This window comes from Pseudomonas sp. NPDC089422, from assembly GCF_044749405.1.
Classification (GTDB): domain Bacteria; phylum Pseudomonadota; class Gammaproteobacteria; order Pseudomonadales; family Pseudomonadaceae; genus Aquipseudomonas.
Map to the genome: position 1 here is coordinate 1 of NZ_JBIVHW010000011.1, position 19,898 is coordinate 19,898.

The window sequence follows — 19,898 nt, forward strand, 5'->3', positions numbered from 1 at the left end:
TTGTCGTTCCGATGTCGCTGGAAGTGGGGCGCATTATAAGGGGATTCGAAAGCGCGTCAACCCTTAATTTCAAGAAACTTTAATATCGCTGAAAAGCAAAGCGGGGAGGCCTGACGGCCTCCCCGCTTTTCAATTGCTCTATATAGCATCAAAGAACGCCAGCGCTGCGCAGCCGCCCTATAGCATCGGCATCCAGCCCCAGGACATCGCCCAGCACCGCCTCGGTATGCTCGCCCAACAGCGGCGGCGCCCGCCGATACTCCACAGGCGTTTCGGACAGCCGAATCGGGCTGGCCACCTGCGGCACACTTCCCGCCAGCCCATGGGGCATGGTTACCGCCAACCCCCGAGCCAGCACCTGTGGATCCTGGAACATCTGCGCCAGATCGTTGATCGGCCCGCACGGCACCCCGGCAGCCTCCAGCTGGCTCACCCATTCAGCAGTGGTCTTGAATACCGTCGCCTGGCGAATCAACGGGATCAGCTCGGCGCGGTTCGCCACCCGCTGCTTGTTAGTAGCGAAACGTGGGTCATCCGCCCACTGCGGCTGCCCAGCCACCTCCGCGAACTTGCGGAACTGGCCATCGTTACCCACGGTAAGGATGAAATCGCCATCCGCCGTCGGGAAGTCCTGGTAGGGGACGATATTCGGGTGAGCATTGCCCAGCCGCCGCGGTGGATTACCCGTAGTCAGGTAGTTCATTGCCTGGTTGGCCAGGCAAGCCACCTGCACATCGAGCAGCGCCATGTCGATGTGCTGACCAACGCCATGCTGATCGCGGTAGGCGAGGGCAGCCAGAATCGCTACGGTCGAGTAGAGCCCGGTGAGAATGTCGGTCAGGGCAACACCTACCTTCACCGGCCCGGCACCTTCTTCTCCATCCGGGCGCCCCGTCAGGCTCATCAGCCCACCCAAGCCCTGGATCATGAAGTCATACCCCGCGCGCTTGGCGTACGGCCCCGTCTGGCCGAAGCCAGTTATCGAGCAATAGATAAGCTTGGGGTTGATCGCCTTCAGGCTCAGGTAATCCAGCCCATAAGCCGCCAGCCCACCGACCTTGAAGTTCTCGATGACAATATCCGACCTGGCCGCCAGCTCGCGCACCAGGCGCTGGCCTTCAGGCTGGGTGAAGTCGATGGTCACCGAGCGCTTGTTGCGGTTTGCCGACAGGTAATAAGCCGCTTCGCTGGTGTTCTCACCCTCGGCATCCCTGAGGAAGGGCGGCCCCCAGGAGCGTGTGTCGTCGCCGCTGCCAGGGCGCTCGACCTTGATCACGTCAGCCCCCAGGTCCGCCAGGATCTGGCCCGACCAAGGCCCCGCCAGCACACGGGAGAGGTCCAGCACCCGCAGATGAGATAGCGCGCCCATGGACTGGCTCCTTATCAGTAGAAGGCCTGGATGCCGGTTTGTGCACGCCCGAGGATCAGCGCATGCACGTCATGGGTACCCTCATAGGTGTTGACCACCTCAAGGTTGACCAGGTGGCGCGCCACGCCGAACTCGTCGGAGATGCCGTTGCCACCCAGCATGTCGCGGGCCATGCGGGCAATATCGAGGGCCTTGCCGCAGGAGTTGCGCTTCATGATCGAGGTGATTTCCACCGCCGCAGTGCCTTCATCCTTCATGCGGCCCAGGCGCAGGCAGCCTTGCAGGGCCAGGGTGATCTCGGTCTGCATGTCTGCCAGTTTCTTCTGGATCAGCTGATTGGCAGCCAGTGGGCGACCGAACTGCTGACGATCCAGGGTGTACTGGCGAGCGGTGTGCCAGCAGGCTTCGGCCGCACCCAGCGCACCCCAGGAGATGCCATAACGCGCCGAGTTCAGGCAGGTGAACGGGCCCTTGAGGCCACGCACATCCGGGAAGATGTTCTCTTCCGGGACGAACACGTTGTCCATGACGATTTCACCGGTGATGGATGCCCGCAGGCCAACCTTGCCGTGGATCGCCGGGGCGCTGAGGCCTTGCCAGCCTTTCTCCAGCACAAACCCGCGGATATCGCCGGCATCATCCTTGGCCCAGACCACGAACACATCGGCGATCGGGCTGTTGGTGATCCACATCTTGCTGCCGCTCAGGCGGTAGCCGCCATCGACCTTCCTGGCACGGGTGATCATCGAGCCCGGGTCGGAGCCATGGTTAGGCTCGGTCAGGCCAAAGCAGCCAATCCACTCACCAGAAGCCAGCTTGGGCAGGTATTTCTGCTTCTGCGCTTCGGTACCGAATTCGTTGATCGGCACCATCACCAGCGAAGACTGCACGCTCATCATCGAACGGTAGCCGGAGTCGATGCGCTCCACTTCACGAGCAATCAGGCCGTAGCACACATAGTTCAGGCCACTGCCACCGTATTGCTCGGGGATGGTCGCACCGAGCAGGCCGACTTCACCCATCTCGCGGAAGATCGCCGGGTCGGTCTGTTCGTGACGGAAAGCTTCCAGCACGCGCGGGGCCAGCTTGTCCTGGGCGAACTGATAAGCGCTGTCACGCACCATGCGCTCTTCTTCAGTGAGCTGCTGATCCAGCAGCAGCGGGTCGATCCAGTTGAAGCTTGCTTTACCGGCCATGAGCGAAATCCTCGAAATAGGGGAGCGGTTTCTTGTGCCATTGATCCTAGGCCTGATCTGGCACCACGACAAACGAGGATTGCGCACGCATCAGTGATATTTTATCACTTCGATATGCTCGAAAACGCCATATTCAAGCCACCATCAGTGAGGTTGCCGTACATGCGCCGCAAGATCCCCAGCACCACCGCACTGGTCTGCTTCGAAGCGGCCGCACGCCACGAGAGCTTTACCAAGGCCGCCCAGGAGCTGGCCCTGACCCAGGGCGCCGTCTGTCGCCAGATCGGTGGGCTGGAAGCCTTCCTCAACGTCGAACTGTTCAGGCGCTCACGTCGCGGCGTGAAGCTTACTGAGGCCGGACTGTCCTATAGCCGCCAGGTGGCCACGCAACTGGATGCGGTGGAGCGCGACACGCTGTCGGTGATGCGCCAGCAGGGCGCCAACGTAATCGAACTCGCCGTGGTGCCGACCTTCGGCACTCAATGGCTGTTGCCACGGCTCAAGGACTTCCAGCAACGTCACCCCGAGGTCACCGTCAACCTGACCAACCGCACCCGCCCATTCCTGTTCGCCGACACCCCGTTCGATGCCGCCATCTACTTTGGTGATGCCGACTGGTCCGGCACCCAGTCCCATCGCCTGATGGGCGAGAACCCCGTGCCGGTGTGCAGCCCGGTGTTGCTGGACGGGCAGGGCATGCTCGATGCCCAGCGCATCGCCAGCCTGCCATTGCTACAGCAGACCACCCGGCCTTATGCCTGGCGCCAGTGGTTCAATGGCCTGGGCCTGAATATCGCGGGCGACATGACAGGCCCGCGCTATGAACTATTCTCCATGCTGGCTCAGGCGGCCATGCACGAGATGGGCATCGCGCTGATCCCGCCATTCCTGATCCAGCGCGAGCTGGAGGAGGGGAGGCTGGTAGTCGCTAACAGGTACGCGCTCTCCAGCGACAAGGCCTACTATCTGATGATTCCCGAACGCAAGGTGGAATCCGCCTCGCTCCGGGCCTTCCGTGACTGGCTGGTGGGGCAGGCGCAGCTCTATACCGCCTCACACAAGGGCGAAAGCGCTGACCTACCCTTGTAGTCAATTATTTTAAACACCTACAGATGTAAGTTTTTGTCGCCTCAACGAAAACTGTTCAGGTGAATCGAAAAACCCCATCGAGACCGCTAAACACGCGGCTTTCAGAGGGTTTTACGACATTCACGAGCCCATCCGCGAAATCATCGCAAAAAATTTCGATTTTTCCCCTAATCTGCGAATAGCCCATGGTTGACGGGCTGTAGCCCACTGCTTGCGACATACGGTCACAGGGTGACTTGTAGTTTTAACTTCGTTTCGCTCCAGAACCGGTTGAAGGCCCCTGGGTTCGTCTGCAAAATGCTTCGCCCGCCCTGGATTCGGCGGGCCCGGCGCTCAACAGCCGCCCCAGCGCGCCATCCGCAGTGTGCTGGCTCTTACAAAGACAAAAGGTCACCGCAGGAGAAATAGTCGTGCACATTGGTGTTCCTCTCGAGACGCAGACCGGTGAGACAAGGGTCGCTGCGACCCCGGAAACCATCAAGAAACTGATTGGCCAGGGCCATCAGGTCACCGTCCAACGGGGGGCAGGGCTCAACGCCAGCATTCCGGACAGTGCCTATGAGGCTGTGGGGGCTTCCCTGGGAAGCGCAGCCGATGCCTACGGCGCCCAATTGGTGCTAAAGGTGGTCGCTCCCAACGACCAGGAACTGGCCCTGATCAACAGTGGCAGCCTCCTGGTAGGCATGCTCAACCCCTTCAACAGCGAGCTCATCGGCAAGATGGCCGAACGCGGTATCACCGCATTCGCCCTGGAAGCCGCGCCACGTACCTCGCGGGCCCAGAGCCTGGACGTGCTGTCGTCGCAGGCCAACATCGCCGGTTACAAAGCCGTGCTGCTGGCGGCCCACCACTATCCTCGCTTCATGCCCATGCTGATGACCGCCGCCGGTACCGTCAAAGCCGCGCGCGTACTGATCCTGGGGGCGGGCGTTGCCGGCCTGCAGGCCATCGCCACGGCCAAGCGCCTGGGTGCGGTGATCGAGGCGTCCGACGTACGCCCGGCAGTGAAGGAGCAGATCGAGTCGCTGGGCGCCAAGTTCATCGACGTGCCCTACGAGACCGACGAAGAGCGTGAGTGCGCCGAAGGTGTCGGCGGCTATGCCCGGCCAATGCCAGCCAGCTGGATGCAACGCCAGGCCCAGGCCGTGCACGAGCGCGCCAAGCAGGCGGATATCGTCATCACCACCGCGCTGATCCCCGGCCGCAAGGCACCGACCCTGCTCAGCGCCGAGACCGTGGCGCAGATGAAGCCCGGCTCGGTGGTCATCGACCTCGCGGCAGCCCAGGGCGGCAACTGCCCGCTGACCGTGGCCGACCAGGTGGTACAGGAGAACGGCGTGATCATCGTCGGCCCGACCAACCTGCCAGCCCAGGTGGGTGCCGATGCCTCGGCGCTGTATGCACGCAACCTGCTGGACTTCATGAAGCTGCTGTTCGACAAGGACGGCGCGCTGGTCATCAACCTCGAAGACGACATCGTCGCGGCCTGCCTGATGTGCCGCGACGGCCAGGTCGTCCGCAAGAACGGCTAAGGAGCACGACAATGGAAGACATGCTGATTTCCCATGGCATCTACAACCTGATCATCTTCGTGCTGGCCATCTATGTGGGCTACCACGTGGTGTGGAACGTCACCCCGGCGCTGCACACGCCGCTGATGGCGGTTACCAACGCCATTTCGGCGATCGTCATCGTCGGCGCCATGCTGGCGGCGGCCCTGACCGTGACCCCGGCCGGCAAGCTGATGGGCACCCTGGCGGTGGCCCTGGCTGCGGTCAACGTGTTCGGTGGCTTCCTGGTCACCCGTCGCATGCTTGAGATGTTCAAGAAGAAAACCAAGAACGAGGCGCAGAAGTAAGCATGAGCATGAATCTGGTAACGCTCCTCTACCTCGTCGCCTCGGTGTGTTTCATCCAGGCGCTCAAGGGCCTGTCGCACCCGACCACCTCGCGGCGCGGCAACCTGTTCGGCATGATCGGCATGGGGATCGCCATCCTCACCACGGTTGGCCTCATCTATAAGCTGGGGGCTGAGCTGGCCACGGCCGGTATCGGCTATGTGATCGTCGGCCTGCTGGTCGGTGGTACCGCTGGCTCGATCATGGCCAAGCGCGTCGAGATGACCAAGATGCCCGAGCTGGTCGCCTTCATGCACAGCATGATCGGCCTGGCAGCGGTGTTCATCGCCATTGCCGCCGTGCTCGAGCCGCAGTCGATGGGCATCGTCGCCGCCATCAGCGACCCGATCCCCACCGGCAACCGCCTGGAACTGTTCCTGGGTGCAGCCATCGGCGCCATCACCTTCTCCGGTTCCGTGATCGCCTTCGGCAAGCTGTCGGGCAAGTACAAGTTCCGCCTGTTCCAGGGAGCACCGGTACAGTTTGCCGGTCAGCACAAGCTGAACCTGATCCTCGGCCTGACCACCATCGCCCTGGGCCTGCTGTTCACCTTCACCGGCCACTACAGTGCCTTCACCCTGATGCTGGTCCTGGCCTTCATCATGGGCGTGCTGATCATTATTCCGATCGGGGGGGCCGACATGCCGGTGGTGGTGTCGATGCTCAACAGCTATTCGGGCTGGGCAGCGGCCGGTATCGGCTTCTCGCTGAACAACTCGATGCTGATCATTGCAGGCTCCCTGGTCGGTTCGTCCGGTGCCATCCTCTCGTACATCATGTGCAAGGCGATGAACCGCTCGTTCTTCAATGTGATCCTCGGCGGCTTCGGCGGCGACACCGATGCCGGCGCAGCACAAGGCTCTAAAGAGCAGCGCCCGGTGAAGTCCGGCTCGGCCGACGACGCCACCTTCCTGCTGAGCAACGCCGACAGCGTGATCATCGTCCCGGGTTACGGCCTGGCGGTGGCTCGTGCCCAGCACGCGCTGAAGGAACTGACCGAGAAGCTGAGCCACAACGGCGTGACCGTGAAGTACGCGATCCACCCGGTGGCAGGGCGCATGCCTGGCCACATGAACGTACTGCTGGCCGAAGCCGAAGTGCCGTACGACCAGGTGTTCGAGATGGAAGACATCAACGCCGAGTTCGGCCAGGCTGACGTGGTGCTGGTGCTGGGTGCCAACGACGTGGTCAACCCGGCGGCGAAGAACGATCCGAAGTCGCCCATCGCCGGCATGCCGATCCTCGAAGCCTTCAAGGCCAAGACCATCATCGTCAACAAGCGCTCGATGGCCAGCGGCTATGCCGGCCTGGACAACGAACTGTTCTACCTGGACAAGACCATGATGGTGTTCGGTGACGCGAAGAAGGTCATCGAAGACATGGTGAAGGCGGTGGAGTGACAACCGCCGCTGCAAACCCGCTGATATAAAGGAAGCCCCGGTCAGAATCTGCCGGGGCTTTTCTTTTGTTGATCCGGATCAACGGCTCTATTTCAGTGCTTCTCATACGACCATGGTCGTGGGACGGCAATGGGCGAAATCTCTAGACTGCGCTTCAGTAGTTTCAGTAGCCCGAGATAACAATCCATGTACCGTGATCGTATCCGCTTGTCCTCCCTGCACAGCAAGGTAATGAGTGCGGCTGATGCCGCTGGCCTGATCGAGGACGGCATGACCGTCGGCATGAGCGGTTTCACCCGCGCCGGCGAAGCCAAGGCTGTGCCGCATGCCCTGGCCGAACGCGCCAAGCAGTCGCCACTGAAAATCAGCCTGATGACCGGCGCCAGCCTGGGCAACGACCTCGACAAGCAGCTGACCGAAGCCGGCGTGCTGGCCCGCCGCATGCCGTTCCAGGTCGACAGCACCCTGCGCAAGGCCATCAACGACGGCCAGGTGATGTTCATCGACCAGCACCTGTCGGAAACCGTCGAGCAGCTGCGCAACCAGCAGCTCAAGCTGCCGGATATCGCGGTCATCGAAGCCGTGGCCATCACCGAGCAGGGCCACATCGTGCCAACCACCTCGGTAGGTAACTCGGCCAGCTTTGCGATCTTCGCCAAACAAGTGATCGTCGAGATCAACCTGTCGCACAACGCCAACCTCGAAGGCCTGCACGACATCTATATCCCGACCTATCGCCCAACCCGCACGCCAATCCCGCTGGTCAAGGTCGACGACCGCATTGGCAGCACCGCGATCCCGATCGACCCGGCCAAAATCGTCGGTATCGTCATCAGCGACCAGCCGGATTCGCCATCCACCGTGCTGCCGCCGGATGACGAAACCCAGGGCATCGCCGACCACCTGATCAACTTCCTGAAGCAGGAAGTGGAAGCTGGCCGCATGACCAACAAGCTCGGCCCGCTGCAGGCAGGTATCGGCAGCATCGCCAACGCGGTGATGTGTGGCCTGATCGAGTCGCCGTTCGAAGACCTGACCATGTACTCCGAAGTGCTGCAGGACTCGACCTTCGACCTGATCGACGCCGGCAAGCTGAGCTTTGCCTCGGGCAGCTCGATCACCCTGTCGACCCGTCGCAATGCCGACGTGTTCGGCAACCTGGAGCGCTACAAGGACAAGTTGGTCCTGCGCCCGCAGGAGATCTCCAACCACCCCGAAGTGGTCCGCCGCCTGGGCATCATCGGCATCAACACGGCGCTGGAGTTCGACATCTACGGCAACGTCAACTCGACCCACGTCTGTGGCACCAAGATGATGAACGGCATCGGCGGTTCGGGTGACTTCGCCCGCAACGCCCACCTGGCGGTATTCGTCACCAAGTCGATCGCCAAAGGCGGTGCGATTTCCAGCGTGGTGCCAATGGTCAGCCACGTTGACCATACCGAACACGACGTCGACATCCTGGTCACCGAGCAAGGCCTGGCCGACTTGCGTGGCCTGGCACCGCGTGAGCGGGCGCGGGCGATCATCGACAACTGTGTGCACCCGGACTACCGCGCAGCGCTGAACGATTACTTCGATCGCGCCTGCCAGCGTGGTGGCCACACCCCGCACATCCTGCGTGAAGCCCTGAGCTGGCACGAAAATCTCGAAGAAACCGGGCGCATGCTCGCCAGCTGATCCTGCCGCCTCAACTGTTCTGGCCCGGTCGTCGCCACGCCGCCGACCGGGCCAGAACAGTCAAACCACCCCGCCTGAACACTTCTCTCAATTTGCCGATTAAAACTGTACTACTGTACTGCTAGTTTCAGACCTTCCTGACCTTCAAATCTCCGAAGCCGAGCAAAAATGCACCACCACAGTGCAGACCGGTACAGTTGTGCCGATTTCGAGTGCAACAGTAGGGTTAAACAGTTAACTGGCCTATCGCATTACTGTTGAACTGTATCTACTGTTATGGACAGCAGAGGAGGATCATTGGCATCAGTTAAATCACTACCTAATCCCGCCATAAGCGGAAGGATGAAGCATCATGGAACGTACCCTCAGTTCCGGTCTGGTTTTTGAAAGCAACGCCCAGCAGTCCCAGGCTTCCCTGCCACTGCGCGCTATCTCCACCCTGCTGCTGTGGCAGCGTCGCATGGCCAGCCGCCGTCAACTGGCTCGCCTGGATGCCCGCCTGCTGGCCGACGCCGGTATCAGCGAGTCGCAGCGTTACGAAGAGCTGAGCAAGCCGTTCTGGCGCTAAGCTCCGGTTCGCCGGCTGCGGCCGGCACCGCGAATTCCCAACCCGTTGCGGGCGACTGCAGCGGGTTTTTTATTGCCTGCAAGGTGCGTCCCAGAGCCGCTTCACGAAAGACCTGTACAGTTATTTAAAATCAAATATCGACCACAACAGTTACCCGCTTCCGCTCTCATTAACATCCAGAAACAGCAGCGCGTGATACGCTTCGCTCAGCAGTCTGGTAGAACCCGTTGTCAAATACGTACCGCGACGAACTGTGCAAGCGTCCGATAAAGCAGAACCCTATCCAGGAGTCCAAGAACATGTCCCGTAAATACCTGATTGGTGCCGCCCTGCTGCTCGGCCTGGCCAGCACCGCCCAAGCGAGCAGTTTTGTTGTCACTACCGATGCCGTGGTACGCGCCTTCGCCGCCTCCACCGACGCCACCTCCGACCTGACCTCATCGTTCCGCGATGACAAGATCGTACAGGCCGCACGTGATGACGCCGCCAGCTTCGTCGGCACCCAAGGCGCCATTCGTGGTGCGCGACTGGAAAGTGCCTTCCTGCACATCCGTTCGAACATGCCGCAGCTGCAAGCCAGTGATGCACAGCTGGCCCAGGCCATTCTGGCAATCTGATCAAGGCCATGCACAGCAGGTGCGTTGGCTAGCGGCCTCGCACCTGAGGTAGCCTTCGCCGTTCACTTCCCCTGCCGTCAAGAAAGCTCATGCGTTATCTGTTGCCGTTGCTGTTCAGCGCCACTGCCATGGCCAGTGCCCACGCCATGGACACCACCACACAAGGCCTGGTCATCACGGGCTACGTTACCAGCCAGGTCACCGCCGCCCCCTTCGACCGCAAACTGGTCAGGCAGGCCCGCGACGATGCGGCGGCATACGTTGCCAGCGATGGCGTGATTCGCGGTGCACGCCTGGAAGCGGCACTCGACTCGCTGCGCCACAACTGCGCACGGCACTCCGTCGGCGACCTTGAACTGGCAGAAGCAATTCTCGTCCAATAACTACATCTGACTCCCTGTATTTTTCGGAGATGCTCCATGCGTAAACCGCTGATTGCCGCTTCCCTCGGCATGTTGCTGCTGGCCGACCTGGCCCATGCACAGACCCTGGTGGCCACCAGCAACATCATCGTGCGCGCCTTTGGCCGTTCGATCGATTTCACCTCTGACACCACCACTTCGATCCGCGACGCCAAAGTGGTGCGCGAAGCCCATGACGACGCCGCCAGCTTCGTCGCCAGCAATGGCGATATCCGTGGCGCGCAACTCGAAGCCGCGTTCAGCACCCTGCGCGAGCGCGTACCCGAAGCGCGTGACGCCAGCGACCAAGTACTGGCCGAAGCCATCCTCGCGCTGTGAACCACGTGCGTGCCTGGCTGCTCGGCTGCGCCCTGACGCTGCTGGGTACGCCCGCCCTGGCCGACCTGCAGCTCGAACTGCAGGCGGCAGGCCTCGACCCGCAACAGACCCAAGCCAGCCAGGCCCTGCTCGACGAGGCCATGGCCAAGCTGCCGCCACGCTTCAAGCAACGGCTGGACCGGCGCGTCACGGTCAGCTGGAGCGACAAGATGCCGGCCGATGCCTATGGCCAGGCTTCGCTGGTATCGACCCTCGAACTCAACCGTCGCCTGCTGCCCAGCCTGGCTGACGGCAGTGCTGCCAACGAGCGCACCAACCGCCCCCATGGCACGGTGCGAGAAGAGCTGCTGGCCACCGTCCTGCACGAGCTCACCCATATTTATGACCGTGCCCGCCTGTGGCCCAGCACCGAGCGCTCGCTGATTGCCCGCTGCGCGCGCCAGCAGGGCACGCTGGGCAAGATCGGCCAGCTGGAAGCGTGCCGCGGTCAAACCGAACGCCGCTTTACCCTCAGCGACGACCCGCGCCTGCTCGACCTGGCTGGCTGGCCACAATACGTCGGTCGCCGCGGCGAACGTGAGCAACACAACGCCCAACTCATGCGCAGCCCCGACAGTTACGAGCTGAGCAGTCCCAAGGAATACATCGCGGTCAACATGGAGTATTTCCTCCTCGACCCGAGCTACGGCTGCCGTCGACCGGCGCTCAACCAGTACCTGCGCGACCATTTCGGCTGGGCGCCGCCGCAGAACACCTGCGCCAAAGGCCTGCCATTCATCAATGCCGGCAGCGACTTCGCCCGCCAGCCACTGGGCGAGATCGACCCCGAACGGGTCTACGAAGTCGACTTCCTGCTGGCTGAGGCCAACCAGAACCTGGTCAGCCGCTGGGGCCACAGCATGCTGCGCCTGGTGATCTGCAAACCCGGCCGTCCACGAGGCCCGGACTGCCGCCTGGACCTCGACCAGAGCCTGGTGCTGTCTTACCGTGCGTTCGTCAACGACGTGCAGCTGTCCAGCTGGGACGGCCTGGTCGGCGTCTACCCCTCACGGCTGTTCGTGCTGCCGCTGGGCCAGGTGATCGATGAATACACCAAGACCGAACTGCGCAGCCTGGCCTCGGTGCCGCTCAAGCTCAACCGCGACGAAATTGAAAACCTGGTGCGCCAGGCCGCCGAGATGCACTGGAGCTACGACGGCAACTATTGGTTCCTGTCCAACAACTGCGCGGTGGAATCGTTGAAGCTGCTGCGCAGCGGCACTGCCAACCCACGCCTGAATGACCTCGACAGCATCATGCCCAATGGTTTGCTGGCTGTGCTCAAGGGCAGGGGGCTGGCCGATACCAGCGTGCTCGACGACCCGCGAGAGGCCCTGCGCCTGGGTTACCGCTTCGACTCCTATCGCGACCGTTACCAGGCCATGTTCGATGTACTGAGGAAGCAACTGCCGATCAAGCAGACCGCGGTCGAGGACTGGCTGGCGCTGGATGCAGAGCAAAGGCGCCCCTGGTTCGACAAGGCCGACCTGCGCACCAGCGCGGCCTTGCTGCTGCTCGAGCAGGCCAGCCTGCGCCGGCAGTTGCTGCTGGCTCAGGACGAAGTGAAACAGCGCTACCTGAACGCTGCCGCGCTGAAGGACGGTAGCATCAACAAAGCCGACGAAACCCTGAAGCAGATGCTCGCCAACAGCGGCTTCCTCAGCCGCCCGGCCGAGTTGCTCGACGCCAAGGGCTATGGGCTACCACAGCCAGAGGAGCGCAAGCAGCTGGAGCAGGTCAGTACCGAGCGGCAGGCCAAGCTGCTGCGTCTGAGCAGCGACCTGGACAAGGAGGTGAGGGCACTGCTGGAGCCGTCGCGGGCCAGGGAAATTGCGGCGGTCGAGGCCAACGTGAAGCAGATTGGTGTGCATTTGCGGGCCCTGCACAAGGCAGCGGGCGGCCTGCAATTGCCTTGATACCTGCACCGGCCTCATCGCGGCTAAAGCCGCTCCTACAGACGGCGCGATCCCTGTAGGAGCGGCTTCAGCCGCGATGAGGCCGGTACAGGCAACACAAGGCTTACAGACTTTCCTCCGCCTCCCCAGGCAACTCCTCATCCAGATGCAACCAAGGCAACCGGCTGCCAATCCAGATATGCCGCCTGGCCGGCACCCGTTCCGGGTGGTCCAGCGTCGCCACGGTCACATCGATGCTTCCCGGGCTATGTTCGGTCACCAGTGCCACATGCGCCCCGCATTCCCCACAGAAATACCGCTTGCAACTGGCCGGTGCCACATAGCACTGAGGCCTTCCAGCCATCCAGCGGAAACCCGAACGCGGCAGCGTGACCCAGGTCACCACCAGCCCGCCGCTGACCCGCCGGCAGATCGAACAATGGCAATGGGCGACATCCGTCAGGTCACCCTGCAGCCGATAGCGCAGGGCGCCGCAATGGCAGCCACCCTCGATTACATCCTGCATCACCTACCTCCCGTCGCCGTTTTTCCGGCGAAAGCTGGCTGAAAGCTTGCCCCACTAGGATAGCCGCCACTACCGGCACAAGACCGGTCAGCCAGGGCACCCGGAAATCTCCGCGCCCGGCCCATCAACAACAACAATGGTGATTCTGATGTATTCCTGCGCCCGCCTTTCCGTACCCCCGTTCCGCATGCTCCCCGTGCAGCGCCCCACGCGCTGATCCGCCGAATAGTCATTCCTTTCGCTGCGCCACGCCTGGAGTATTGCCATGCTGACCTTCCTCGGCTTTGCCATGGTCATCACCTTCATGTACCTGATCATGACCAAGCGCCTGTCGGCCTTGATCGCGCTGATCCTGGTACCGATCCTGTTCGCCCTGTTCGGCGGTTTTTCCGCCAAGATCGGCCCAATGATGCTCGAAGGCATCAGCAAGCTCGCGCCCACCGGCGTGATGCTGATGTTCGCCATCCTCTACTTCGCCCTGATGATCGACTCCGGCCTGTTCGACCCGGCCGTGCGCAAGATCCTCAAGCTGGTCAAGGGCGACCCGCTGAAAGTCTCGGTGGGTACCGCGGTGCTGGCCCTGGTGGTCTCGCTCGACGGTGACGGCGCCACCACCTACATGATCTGCTGCGCCGCCATGCTGCCGCTGTACAGCCGCCTGGGCATGAGCCCGCGGATCATGGCCGGCCTGATCATCCTCGCCGGCGGGGTGATGAACATGACCCCGTGGGGTGGCCCGACCGCTCGTGCTGCCAGCGCCCTGCACGTAGACCCGTCGGACATCTTCGTGCCGATGATCCCGGCCATGGCCATCGGCGTGCTGGCGATCCTCGCCATTGCCTATATGTACGGCAAGCGCGAACGTGCCCGACTGGGCGAACTGCACCTGCCGACCGATGACATCGACCACAGCGAAATCAGCGTTTCGCAGTTCCCAGAAGCACGCCGCCCCAAGCTGATCTACTTCAACGGTGCCCTGACCGCCGGCCTGATGGTCGCGCTGATCGCCGGCGTGCTGCCGCTGCCGGTACTGTTCATGATCGCCTTCAGCATCGCCATGATCGTCAACTACCCCTGCCTGCAGCAGCAGAAAGACCGCATCGCCGCTCACGCCGGCAGCGTGCTGGCCGTAACCGGGCTGATCTTCGCCGCGGGCATCTTCACCGGCATCCTGTCCGGCACCGGCATGGTCGAAGCCATGTCCAAGAGCCTGCTGGCGGTCATCCCGGAAGCATTGGGCCCGTACCTTGCGGTAATCACTGCGATCGTGAGCATGCCGTTCACTTTCTTCATGTCCAACGACGCCTTCTACTACGGCGTGCTGCCGGTGCTGTCGGAAGCGGCCAGCCATTACGGCATCAGCCCAGTGGAAATGGCCCGTGCCTCGATCGTCGGGCAGCCGGTACACCTGCTCAGCCCGCTGGTACCTTCGACCTACCTGCTGGTGGCCCTGGCCGGAATCGAGTTCGGCGATCATCAGCGCTTCACGCTCAGGTGGGCAGTGCTGGTATGCCTATGCATAATGCTCGCCGCGCTGCTGATGGGCATTTTCCCGCTGTTCAGTAGTCTTTAATTAACACGCATCACCCAACGCGATGCGCCCCTGCAGGGGTGCATCGCCTTTATCGTTTGAAGGAATACACATGGAATGGCTGACCAGCCCGGAAATCTGGGTTGCCTTTTTTACCCTCACAGCGCTTGAGATTGTCCTCGGGATCGACAACATCATCATGATCTCGATCCTGGTCAGCCGCATGCCCAAGCACATGCAGCCACGCACCCGGATCTTCGGCCTGGCCCTGGCCATGGTCACCCGCATCATGCTGCTGCTGTCGATCACCTGGGTCATGCGCCTGACCGCCGACCTGTTCGTGGTGTTCGGCCAGGGTATCTCCGGCCGCGACCTGATCCTGTTCTGCGGTGGCCTGTTCCTGCTGTGGAAAAGCTCGCAAGAGATCTACCACGGCCTGGAAGGCGAGGACGAAAGCGCAGACGAACCCAAGGGCGCTGGCGGCAAGTTCTTCTACACCATCATCCAGATCGCCATCATCGACATCGTGTTCTCGCTGGACTCGGTAATCACTGCCGTCGGCATGGTCTCGCACGTGCCGGTGATGATTGCCGCCATCGTCGTCGCAGTGCTGGTGATGATGGCCTGCGCCGGGGCCATCAGCGACTTCATCGACAAACACCCGTCGCTGAAGATGCTTGCACTTTCCTTCCTGATCGTCGTCGGTACCGTGCTGATCGCCGAATCTTTCGATGTGCACGTGCCGAAGGGCTATGTCTACTTCGCCATGGCCTTCTCGCTGGCCGTGGAGGCGATCAACATCCGCATGCGCACCGCCATGGCGCGCAAGCAGGGCAAGGAACATGAGCCGGTGAAACTGCGCAAGGACATTCCGGGTCAATAACATCAGGACGCGCAGCAGAAAGGGCCCTCCGGGGCCCTTTTTCATGTGCAAGCTTTCATGACACAAACATTTCAAATGCCTGCAGAGCGTGCCAAGCTGGCGCGAGGTCCGCAAAACAACTAAAGCTTGAGTAAGCACTGGATCAAAACACCCACCCCCGGGCCAGGCTTACGGCTTCACACAATTTGGCTCCGCTGCTGGAGCCCGAGAACAAAGGGGGGCTCGACCATGCTGACCCTGCTCAACCTGCTTTCCGCCGTGGCCTTGCTGGTGTGGGGCACGCATATCGTCCGTACCGGCATCCTCAGGGTGTTCGGCTCCAACCTGCGCCGCGTGCTCAGCCAGAACATGAACCGCCGCCCGCTGGCATTCATTGCCGGTATCGTAGTGACTGCCGTGGTGCAAAGCAGCAACGCCACCGCCATGCTGGTCACCTCCTTCGTCGGCCAGGGCCTGATGGCCATGACGCCGGCGCTGGCGATCATGCTCGGTGCCGACGTGGGTACAGCGCTGATGGCCAGGGTGCTGACCTTCGACCTGTCGTGGCTGTCGCCACTGCTGCTGTTCCTCGGCGTGATCTTCTTCCTCTCACGCAAGCAGACCCGCGCCGGGCAACTGGGCCGCGTGGCAATCGGCCTGGGCCTGATCATCCTGGCCCTGCAACTGATCGTGCAGGCGGCAGCGCCGATCACCCACGCACAAGGCGTGAAGGTGCTGTTCGCATCCTTGACCGGCGACATCATGCTCGACGCGCTGGTCGGCGCGCTGTTCGCCATGGTTTCGTATTCCAGCCTGGCTGCCGTGCTGCTCACTGCCACCCTGGCCGGCGCCGAAGTGATCAGCCTGCCGGTGGCCATCGGCCTGGTGGTTGGCGCCAACATCGGCAGCGGCCTGCTGGCCTTCATCAGCACCAGCATGCAGAACTCCGCAGGGCGCCGCGTGGCCCTGGGCAGCCTGCTGTACAAGCTGATCGGCCTGGTGCTGATCATCCCTGTGCTGCACCCACTGGTGGAGTGGATGGACAGCCTGAGCTTCAGCCCACAGGAGCTGGTGATCGGTTTCCACCTGCTCTACAACACCCTGCGTTGCCTGATCATGCTGCCGACGGTCAAACCCATGGGCCGCCTGTGCAATACGCTGCTGCCCGAACGCGAAACGGGCAATGGCCAGGTACGCCCGCGTCATCTCGATGCCTCGGCGCTGACCACGCCCAGCCTGGCCCTGGCCAATGCTGCCCGTGAAACCCTGCGCCTGGGCGACATCGTCGACAGCCTGCTGGAAGCCATGCTCGGCGCCCTGCGCGGCACCCAGGCCGCCATGCCACAGCAGGTGCGGGCCTTGAGCGAGGATGCCGAAGCACTGTACAGCGCGATCAAGCTGTACCTGGCGCAGATGCCACGGGAAGACCTCAGCGACCAGGACAACCGGCGCTGGGCCGAAATCATCGAACTGGCGATCAACCTGAAGCTGGCCAGCGACCTGATCGAGCGCATGCTGCGCAAGGTGCAGCAACAGAAAACCAGCCAGCGCCGGGAGTTTTCCCAGGTCGGCCTGGAAGAACTCACCGGGCTGCAGGAGCAGCTGCTGGCCAACCTGCGCCTGGGGCTGTCGGTGTTCCTCAGTGCCGATCCGGAAAGCGCGCGCCTGCTACTGCGCGAAAAGCGTCGCTTCCGCGCCCAGGAACGGCGCCTGGCGCATGCCCATGTCAGCCGTTTGCAGCGTAAGGTTGTGCAAAGTATCGAGACGAGTTCGCTACACTTGGAGCTGATCGCCGACATGAAGCGGTTGAACTCTTTGTTCTGCAGCAGTGCCTATGTGGTACTGGGTGGCTCGGACACTGGCGGGCTGCTGCTCGACAGCGTCCCGGAAGACGCCCACCTGTCCTGATCTCGCACACCTGGAGACCGTCGCTCGCCCATGCGTTGCCTGATGTTCGTTTGCCTGCTGATCTGCAGCCTGCCCTCATTTGCCCTCGATCGCTCGCGGGTCGAGGGTTACCTGTTGCCCAACGGCCTGCAGGTGATCCTGAAGTCCGGTTACGAGCGCGACCATGTGGCGATCCGCCTGGTGGTGGGCGTGGGCCTGGATGACTTCGACTGCGATCAGAAGGAGTTGCCGCACCTGCTCGAACACCTGCTGTTCACCGGGATCGACGAGACCGGTGAAGGCGGCCTTGAAGAACGCCTGCAGAGCCTGGGGGGCGAGTGGAATGCCTTCACCAGCAGCGCCGACACCACCTTTGTCATCGAGGCCCCGGCACGCAACCAGCGCAAGGTGCTCGACCTGTTGCTGGCAATCGTCCGCGACACGCGCATCGACGCCAAGGCCCTGGCCACGGCCAAGCGCATCATCGAGCGCGAGGATGGCGGCCACTATGGCCACCTGCAGCGCTGGCTCGACCGCCAGGACATCGGCCACCCGGCCAGCGACCAGCTGGCCACCGAGCTGGGCTTGAAATGCCCCGAACGCTCCAATGTCGCGGCGATGACCCTGGAGCAGGTGAAAACCCTGCGCGATCACTGGTACGCCGCCAACAACATGACCCTGATCGTCGTCGGCGGCCTGGATCGCCTGCTGCCGGCCTATCTGGAGCGCACCTTCGGCGAACTGCCTGCCACCGAGCCGGAAGAACGGCGCACCCTCGAAAGCATCAGCCAACAGGCCGAGCAGCGCCGTGACCTGACCCGCGGCCTGCTGGGCGACAGCGTCAAGTTGCACTGGCTGTTCATCGAGCCGGTGCTGGACAGTGAACATCAGCAGACCCTTGACCTGCTGTCGCGCTACCTCGACTGGGCCGTATACGACCAGCTGCGCCTGCGCAACGGCCTGTCGTACGGGCCATCGGTACAACGCGAGAGCTTTGGCGACAGCGGCATGCTCAGCCTCAATGCCGACCTTGAGCGCGATGACATCGACCAAGCCGTGAAGGTGATGCAGCAGCTGTTCGATCATTTGCGCAAGGAAGGCCTCGATCCGGATACCTTCGCCCGCATCAAGGATGCCGCCGTTGCCAAGGAAAGCTGGAGCACCCAGGGCAACAGTGCGCTGGCCGATTTTTATTGGGGGGCGCTGAACGATTACAACAACGGCCGCTTTGCCGACCCGGCGCGCACGTTGCGCCAGGTGACGCTGGAAGAGGCCAACGCGGCCCTGAAGGAATTGCTCAAGGATCAGGGCTACCTGCGGATCGAGAAGCCGTTCCTCGGGTATGACGAGCTTTATGGCCTGGTTGCCTTGCTGCTGGGGCTGATACTGGCGCTGGGGCTGCTGCGCTGGCGGCGACATAAGCCACAACGGCCCGGTGGTGCTACACGGCAGCAGTGAATCGGCGGTATCCTTTTGCCAGTACCGGCCCCGCGAAGAGGCTGGCACAGCCACTTCATATTCTCGTTGCAGACCCATGCCCCCAATACCCCACTTCGTCCAGCGCGTCATCGAGCTGCTCAAACGCTACCCCGGCGTCATTGCACTCGGTGGTTTCCTTTCCGGCATCGGCAGCTTCATCCTGGTCGACCGCCAGGCCAGCCTGGCCAGCTGGATCGCCATCCTCATGCTGGTCAGCTGGGTCTGGCTGATGCTGGAAAACACCCTGACCGGCCTGTTCGCGCGCACCTTCAACCGCGAGATCCCGCAGCCGCTGCTGCGCTACGCGACACAGATGATCCACCAGGAAAGTCTGTTCTTCGTCTTGCCGTTCTTCTTCATCACCACCACCTGGAACAGCGGCCAGCTGGTGTTCACCGGCCTGCTTGGCGCCGCCGGGCTCATCTCGATCATCGACCCGCTTTACTACAAGTGGCTGGCGCCACGGCGCTGGCTGTTCCTCGCGCTGCACACCCTGACGCTGTTCGCCGCGCTGCTCACCGCGCTGCCGATCATCCTGCACCTGACCACCGCACAGAGCTTCAAGCTGGCGTTGATTGCCGCCATGGCGCTGTCGTTCCCAAGCCTGCTCAGCAGCTTCCCGGTCAATACCTGGCGCCGCGGCGTGGCACTGGTGCTGGTTACCCTGGCTGTAGGCGGTAGCGGCTGGTTGCTACGTTCCTGGGTGCCACCGGCAACGCTGTGGATGACGGACGTGGCAGTCAGCACCGAAGTACTCAATCGTCAGCCCGGCGAATCGCTGGAGGAGATTGCCGCCAGCCGCATTCGCAGCAATGGCCTGTACGCCTACACTGCGATCAACGCACCACGGGGCCTGGACGAGCGCATCTACCACGTATGGCAGAAGGACGGCCAGGAAGTCGATCGCATCGCCCTGGACATCCACGGCGGGCGCAAGGAAGGCTATCGTGCCTGGACCCACAAGCAGAACTTCCCGCCCAACCCGGTGGGCAAGTGGCAGGTCCGGGTGCTGACCGAGGATGGCCAGGTGATCGGTGTGCTGCGCTTCAAGGTGGTGGACGACGCGCCTGCGCCGTGACATCGGCGCAGGACAGCACATATTCAACAAACCGCTCCAGGCCTG

At 62.4% G+C, this 19,898-nt stretch carries 18 protein-coding genes; 15 read left to right on the forward strand and 3 right to left on the reverse strand.

Annotation, left to right across the window (positions count from 1 at the left end; all coding sequences use genetic code 11):
* Window positions 1-148: 148 nt before the first annotated feature.
* Window positions 149-1,369: a CaiB/BaiF CoA transferase family protein gene (locus tag ACIPZ8_RS20110; protein WP_400726668.1), complete on the reverse strand. Its 1,221-nt coding sequence runs from the start codon at window positions 1,367-1,369 to the stop codon at window positions 149-151.
* Window positions 1,370-1,383: 14 nt separating this feature from the next.
* The gene (locus tag ACIPZ8_RS20115; RefSeq protein WP_085676655.1) at window positions 1,384-2,565 is read right to left on the reverse strand and encodes an acyl-CoA dehydrogenase; all 1,182 of its coding nucleotides are present in this window, start codon (window positions 2,563-2,565) and stop codon (window positions 1,384-1,386) included.
* A gap of 162 nt (window positions 2,566-2,727) precedes the next feature.
* On the opposite strand from ACIPZ8_RS20115, the gene ACIPZ8_RS20120 reads away from it, so the two are divergent.
* From ACIPZ8_RS20120 to ACIPZ8_RS20165, 10 genes are all read left to right on the forward strand, one after another.
* A complete protein-coding gene (locus ACIPZ8_RS20120; protein ID WP_400726672.1) occupies window positions 2,728-3,654 on the forward strand; it encodes a LysR family transcriptional regulator in 927 nt (308 codons plus the stop codon).
* Window positions 3,655-4,064: 410 nt separating this feature from the next.
* Complete coding sequence (locus tag ACIPZ8_RS20125) at window positions 4,065-5,186, forward strand: Re/Si-specific NAD(P)(+) transhydrogenase subunit alpha (RefSeq protein ID WP_015268506.1); 1,122 nt, start codon at window positions 4,065-4,067, stop codon at window positions 5,184-5,186.
* Between the two features lie 11 nt (window positions 5,187-5,197).
* Window positions 5,198-5,512 carry an NAD(P) transhydrogenase subunit alpha gene (locus tag ACIPZ8_RS20130; RefSeq protein ID WP_003256966.1) on the forward strand — a complete coding sequence of 105 codons (315 nt, stop codon included), beginning with the start codon at window positions 5,198-5,200 and terminating at the stop codon, window positions 5,510-5,512.
* 2 nt (window positions 5,513-5,514) lie between these two features.
* On the forward strand, window positions 5,515-6,951 hold the full coding sequence (locus ACIPZ8_RS20135) for an NAD(P)(+) transhydrogenase (Re/Si-specific) subunit beta (protein WP_103448296.1): 1,437 nt from the start codon (window positions 5,515-5,517) through the stop codon (window positions 6,949-6,951).
* Between the two features lie 186 nt (window positions 6,952-7,137).
* Window positions 7,138-8,631 carry an acetyl-CoA hydrolase/transferase family protein gene (locus ACIPZ8_RS20140; protein WP_346646476.1) on the forward strand — a complete coding sequence of 498 codons (1,494 nt, stop codon included), beginning with the start codon at window positions 7,138-7,140 and terminating at the stop codon, window positions 8,629-8,631.
* A gap of 352 nt (window positions 8,632-8,983) precedes the next feature.
* Window positions 8,984-9,199 carry a DUF1127 domain-containing protein gene (locus ACIPZ8_RS20145; protein WP_054884336.1) on the forward strand — a complete coding sequence of 72 codons (216 nt, stop codon included), beginning with the start codon at window positions 8,984-8,986 and terminating at the stop codon, window positions 9,197-9,199.
* Between the two features lie 299 nt (window positions 9,200-9,498).
* Window positions 9,499-9,816 carry a DUF2388 domain-containing protein gene (locus tag ACIPZ8_RS20150; protein ID WP_400726676.1) on the forward strand — a complete coding sequence of 106 codons (318 nt, stop codon included), beginning with the start codon at window positions 9,499-9,501 and terminating at the stop codon, window positions 9,814-9,816.
* An 89-nt stretch (window positions 9,817-9,905) separates the two neighbouring features.
* The gene (locus ACIPZ8_RS20155) at window positions 9,906-10,199 is read left to right on the forward strand and encodes a DUF2388 domain-containing protein (RefSeq protein ID WP_400726679.1); all 294 of its coding nucleotides are present in this window, start codon (window positions 9,906-9,908) and stop codon (window positions 10,197-10,199) included.
* Window positions 10,200-10,235: 36 nt separating this feature from the next.
* On the forward strand, window positions 10,236-10,556 hold the full coding sequence (locus tag ACIPZ8_RS20160) for a DUF2388 domain-containing protein (protein ID WP_103448300.1): 321 nt from the start codon (window positions 10,236-10,238) through the stop codon (window positions 10,554-10,556).
* A complete protein-coding gene (locus tag ACIPZ8_RS20165) occupies window positions 10,553-12,511 on the forward strand; it encodes a DUF4105 domain-containing protein (protein ID WP_400726681.1) in 1,959 nt (652 codons plus the stop codon). The genes ACIPZ8_RS20160 and ACIPZ8_RS20165 overlap by 4 nt, the downstream gene beginning before the upstream one ends.
* 103 nt (window positions 12,512-12,614) lie before the next feature.
* Here ACIPZ8_RS20165 and ACIPZ8_RS20170 read toward each other — a convergent pair whose 3' ends face one another.
* A complete protein-coding gene (locus ACIPZ8_RS20170) occupies window positions 12,615-13,016 on the reverse strand; it encodes a GFA family protein (RefSeq protein ID WP_400726684.1) in 402 nt (133 codons plus the stop codon).
* A 265-nt stretch (window positions 13,017-13,281) separates the two neighbouring features.
* Between ACIPZ8_RS20170 and ACIPZ8_RS20175 the strand changes: the two genes are divergently transcribed.
* The 5 genes from ACIPZ8_RS20175 to ACIPZ8_RS20195 all read left to right on the forward strand — a co-directional run bounded on the left by ACIPZ8_RS20175 (window position 13,282) and on the right by ACIPZ8_RS20195 (window position 19,853).
* A complete protein-coding gene (locus ACIPZ8_RS20175; protein ID WP_400726687.1) occupies window positions 13,282-14,589 on the forward strand; it encodes a CitMHS family transporter in 1,308 nt (435 codons plus the stop codon).
* A 70-nt stretch (window positions 14,590-14,659) separates the two neighbouring features.
* Window positions 14,660-15,430, forward strand: a complete 771-nt coding sequence (locus tag ACIPZ8_RS20180) for a TerC family protein (protein WP_400726689.1) — start codon at window positions 14,660-14,662, stop codon at window positions 15,428-15,430.
* 228 nt (window positions 15,431-15,658) lie between these two features.
* Window positions 15,659-17,317 carry a Na/Pi cotransporter family protein gene (locus ACIPZ8_RS20185; protein WP_400726692.1) on the forward strand — a complete coding sequence of 553 codons (1,659 nt, stop codon included), beginning with the start codon at window positions 15,659-15,661 and terminating at the stop codon, window positions 17,315-17,317.
* 30 nt (window positions 17,318-17,347) lie between these two features.
* The gene (locus ACIPZ8_RS20190; RefSeq protein ID WP_400726695.1) at window positions 17,348-18,754 is read left to right on the forward strand and encodes a M16 family metallopeptidase; all 1,407 of its coding nucleotides are present in this window, start codon (window positions 17,348-17,350) and stop codon (window positions 18,752-18,754) included.
* A gap of 76 nt (window positions 18,755-18,830) precedes the next feature.
* Window positions 18,831-19,853, forward strand: a complete 1,023-nt coding sequence (locus ACIPZ8_RS20195) for a DUF5924 family protein (RefSeq protein WP_400726696.1) — start codon at window positions 18,831-18,833, stop codon at window positions 19,851-19,853.
* The last annotated feature ends 45 nt before the right edge of the window (window positions 19,854-19,898 follow it).

Coding starts and splice junctions, on each gene's coding strand:
- ACIPZ8_RS20110 (WP_400726668.1), bottom strand. CDS start 1,369: ATGGGCGCGCTATCTCATCTGCGGGTGCTGGACCTCTCCCGTGTGCTG.
- ACIPZ8_RS20115 (WP_085676655.1), bottom strand. CDS start 2,565: ATGGCCGGTAAAGCAAGCTTCAACTGGATCGACCCGCTGCTGCTGGAT.
- ACIPZ8_RS20120 (WP_400726672.1), top strand. CDS start 2,728: ATGCGCCGCAAGATCCCCAGCACCACCGCACTGGTCTGCTTCGAAGCG.
- ACIPZ8_RS20130 (WP_003256966.1), top strand. CDS start 5,198: ATGGAAGACATGCTGATTTCCCATGGCATCTACAACCTGATCATCTTC.
- ACIPZ8_RS20135 (WP_103448296.1), top strand. CDS start 5,515: ATGAGCATGAATCTGGTAACGCTCCTCTACCTCGTCGCCTCGGTGTGT.
- ACIPZ8_RS20140 (WP_346646476.1), top strand. CDS start 7,138: ATGTACCGTGATCGTATCCGCTTGTCCTCCCTGCACAGCAAGGTAATG.
- ACIPZ8_RS20145 (WP_054884336.1), top strand. CDS start 8,984: ATGGAACGTACCCTCAGTTCCGGTCTGGTTTTTGAAAGCAACGCCCAG.
- ACIPZ8_RS20150 (WP_400726676.1), top strand. CDS start 9,499: ATGTCCCGTAAATACCTGATTGGTGCCGCCCTGCTGCTCGGCCTGGCC.
- ACIPZ8_RS20155 (WP_400726679.1), top strand. CDS start 9,906: ATGCGTTATCTGTTGCCGTTGCTGTTCAGCGCCACTGCCATGGCCAGT.
- ACIPZ8_RS20160 (WP_103448300.1), top strand. CDS start 10,236: ATGCGTAAACCGCTGATTGCCGCTTCCCTCGGCATGTTGCTGCTGGCC.
- ACIPZ8_RS20170 (WP_400726684.1), bottom strand. CDS start 13,016: ATGCAGGATGTAATCGAGGGTGGCTGCCATTGCGGCGCCCTGCGCTAT.
- ACIPZ8_RS20175 (WP_400726687.1), top strand. CDS start 13,282: ATGCTGACCTTCCTCGGCTTTGCCATGGTCATCACCTTCATGTACCTG.
- ACIPZ8_RS20180 (WP_400726689.1), top strand. CDS start 14,660: ATGGAATGGCTGACCAGCCCGGAAATCTGGGTTGCCTTTTTTACCCTC.
- ACIPZ8_RS20185 (WP_400726692.1), top strand. CDS start 15,659: ATGCTGACCCTGCTCAACCTGCTTTCCGCCGTGGCCTTGCTGGTGTGG.
- ACIPZ8_RS20190 (WP_400726695.1), top strand. CDS start 17,348: ATGCGTTGCCTGATGTTCGTTTGCCTGCTGATCTGCAGCCTGCCCTCA.
- ACIPZ8_RS20195 (WP_400726696.1), top strand. CDS start 18,831: ATGCCCCCAATACCCCACTTCGTCCAGCGCGTCATCGAGCTGCTCAAA.